This is a genomic window from Micrococcus sp. LASM2_SD2, assembly GCF_057364565.1.
The window spans coordinates 1-1,177 of record NZ_JBNFOB010000396.1; the positions used below are offsets into that span (position 1 = coordinate 1).

At 72.2% G+C, this 1,177-nt stretch carries 1 protein-coding gene; it reads left to right on the forward strand.

Translation table 11 applies throughout. The features are described 5' to 3' along the window. The first annotated feature begins 65 nt into the window (after nucleotides 1–65). Nucleotides 66–1,043 (forward strand): pseudouridine synthase, encoded by a 978-nt coding sequence (locus AC2W7A_RS12675; RefSeq protein ID WP_485991644.1) that lies wholly within the window; start codon nucleotides 66–68, stop codon nucleotides 1,041–1,043. The last annotated feature ends 134 nt before the right edge of the window (nucleotides 1,044–1,177 follow it).

Below are 1,177 nucleotides of genomic sequence, written 5' to 3' on the forward strand. Positions count from 1 at the left end.
CGACGTCGACGACACCGGCCCGCTGCGCCGTGCCGGGCGGACGACCAGGAAGGACCACGTCTCCCATGAACTCCCGCAAGCCGCGAGGCTCCGGACGAACCCCCGCCGTCGGCAAGCGCGGCGGCCCGTTCCAGGAGCGTGACTTCCAGCGTCAGATCGGCGCCCGCAAGGGCGCCGGCCGGAAGGGCGGACCCCGCCACCGCGACGAGCCGGCCCCGGACTTCTACGACGAGGACGGCCGCACCCGCCGCACCCGCCGCGGCAAGGGCGCCGGAGCCGCCCGTGCCCGCGAGAAGAACCTCGGCCGCATCCACCACGAGGACGGCGAACGCCTGCAGAAGGTCATGGCCGCCGCCGGCGTGGCCTCCCGCCGCGTCTGCGAGGACCTCATCTCCGAGGGCCGCGTGGAGGTGGACGGCGTGGTCGTCACCGAGCCCGGCGTCCGCGTGGACCCCAAGACGTCGGTGATCCGCGTGGACGGCATCTCCGTGCAGACCGACGTGGCCAAGCAGTACCTCGTCTTCAACAAGCCGCGCGGCGTCATCTCCACCATGGTGGACCCGGACGGGCGCCCCTCGATCGCCACCTACCTCAAGTCCGGCCAGGAGCACCTGTTCCACGTCGGCCGCCTGGACAACGAGACCGAGGGCCTGCTCGTCCTCACCAACGACGGCGAGCTCGCCAACCGCCTCCTCCACCCCTCCTACGAGGTCCCGAAGACCTACCTGGTCCAGGTGAAGGGCCCGCTGCCCAAGGGCGTGTCCAACCAGCTCAAGGCCGGTGTCGAGCTCGAGGACGGCCCCGCCAAGGTGGACTCCTTCAAGCTCGTGGACTCCACCCCCGGGCACGTGCTCGTGGAGGTCGTCCTGCACTCCGGCAAGAACCGCATCGTGCGCCGCATGTTCGACGCCGTCGGCCACCCGGTCGAGCGCCTCGTGCGTGTCAAGATCGGCCCGATCCTCCTCGGCGACCAGAAGCAGGGCTCCGTGCGCGTCATGAACGCCCAGGAGCTCGGCCACCTGAAGGCGATGGTGGGCCTGTGAGCACCACCGGCCCCGCGGCGCTGCCGCAGCCGGTGCTGGTGCGCGGCACCGGCCTGCTCGGCACCTCCATCGGCCTCGCCCTGCGCGGACGCGGCGTCGAGGTGCTCCCTGCACGACCCCGTCCCCGTTCCGCG